Raw genomic sequence first — 1,721 nt, 5'->3', positions numbered from 1 at the left:
CCCTCCTTTTCCCCCGCCATATGGCAGCGGGCGCACTGGCGCTGAGAGTGGCAGGTAAAGCATTCAGCCCTCACGCCTCCTTCCACCCGCACGGTAACGGGGTGCTGCTGCCGCCAGTTGCCCCGGTGCTGGCCTGTATGGCACTGGTTACAGTAAGTCTTGGTCGTTTTTCCGGCGGCGGTAGGCTTACCTACATTGTGACACACCAGACAACTGGAAGAATCCGGTTCCGCCGCCGCCGCGTGTTCTATCAGCCAGTCGTCTCTCCGGTGGCTGGGAGGCCGGCGAGAATGGCAGTCACCGCAGAAAGGATTTCTTCTGGCGTATTCCGCCGCAGCGTTCACGGTCCCGCCGATGGGATCTTCCAGATTAAGCTCTACATTGGCATAAGAATGACATTTCTTACAATTCTCCAGATCTTTCTCGGCCAGCTTACCGTGGGTAGTAAGCCAATTGGCCACCTGGTGGGATTCCGGATCACCTAACTTCTTGTGACAGGCATCGCACCCGGTATCAATCCCCTTGCTCCGGTGACACTCCATACAGGTAACCATGCGCGGCTTGGTGTATTTGTCAATCATCTGAGCTCGACCGGTGGCCTCGGTCCAGGCTTCAAAGTTGCCGTCCAGAGTGAGTTGCCGCTTGGCAATCCGTCCATGGGCCACTCCCTCATGACAGTCGACACAAAGAATTCCCTTTTCCGCATGGCGGTAGTGAGGCAAAGTGATGTCTCCCGACGGAGTGACCACTCGCTTAACTGAATGACATTGCATACAGACTTCGTTTTCAATTTCTTTACCATAAGGAATGGTAATGGGAAGGGTATAACTTTCCGTAAAGTGCACGTACAGTTGCCGTAGGGATTCGATTTTGTGCCGGACAAAATTATCTAGACCGGGTTCAATATGACATTTCACACAACTGACTGTATTGTGAGCGGAAGCCTTCCAGGTAACATATTCAGGACGCATTTCATGGCAGGTAGCACAAAAGTCCGCCTGGGAGGTGGCCTGTAGCGCGACAATAGAAGCTCCAATTGAAAATAGGAAAAAACCGGCCACCATGATGAACAATTTCAGGCGCCCTTCCGTCGTTGCCAGGTATTTAGACCAAAACCAGCGGAACAACTTCCTCATGCGCCTTCCTCCTACGGCCAAATTAGAGAAAGATTTCACTTATTCGCTAAAGGAAACCCAAAACTCCCTACTCAAACTTCGTTATTTCTTCTAAGAATCCTTCTTCACGGAAAAACGACCAAATCCGCCACGTAACGCCTTCTACGGCATAATTTTTCGTTTTCCCTCAAAAAACAGTGTAAGCAGGAGGCTAACCCCCTGCTTACCTGCTAAATACTTCCTTCCTCCCCAGTTTCTTGCGAACTGCTGCCGGCAGGCGTTCCTCCAAACTCGTTTTCTCCAAACCAGTGGCACATATTACAGTAAGTCTTGGTTACATGGGATTCCTTCTCGGGCTTGTTTATGTCGTGACAGACAAAGCAGTTTTGCAGGCCCTTTTCCTGAGCAACCCCCTTATGTTTCGGTAGCCAGTCCGCTTTATGATTAGGCGGTCTTTGAGTGTGACAGCTATAGCAGAATTCACTGTTACGGGCAAACTCCTTAACCGGGAACGAGGTTGACGTGGAAACATATTCTCCCGCCGAATGACACTGCATGCACTCCCGGTAATCCTGGCGGGCAGTGAGACCATGAACCTGCTTCCAG

1 protein-coding gene and 1 pseudogene are annotated in these 1,721 nt (G+C 51.4%); both read right to left on the bottom strand.

Annotation, left to right across the window (positions count from 1 at the left end; translation table 11 throughout):
- A partial coding sequence (locus KKC1_RS11980) for a cytochrome c3 family protein (RefSeq protein ID WP_088554678.1) occupies positions 1-1,136 on the bottom strand: 1,136 nt, incomplete at its 3' end.
- Positions 1,137-1,345: 209 nt separating this feature from the next.
- Positions 1,346-1,721: pseudogene (locus KKC1_RS16380) on the bottom strand (hypothetical protein); the annotation flags it as partial.

The organism is Calderihabitans maritimus (assembly GCF_002207765.1).
Taxonomy (GTDB): Bacteria; Bacillota; KKC1; order Calderihabitantales; family Calderihabitantaceae; genus Calderihabitans; species Calderihabitans maritimus.
Note: the sequence above shows the minus strand (reverse complement) of the source record. Positions and strands in the feature narration are given on the sequence as shown.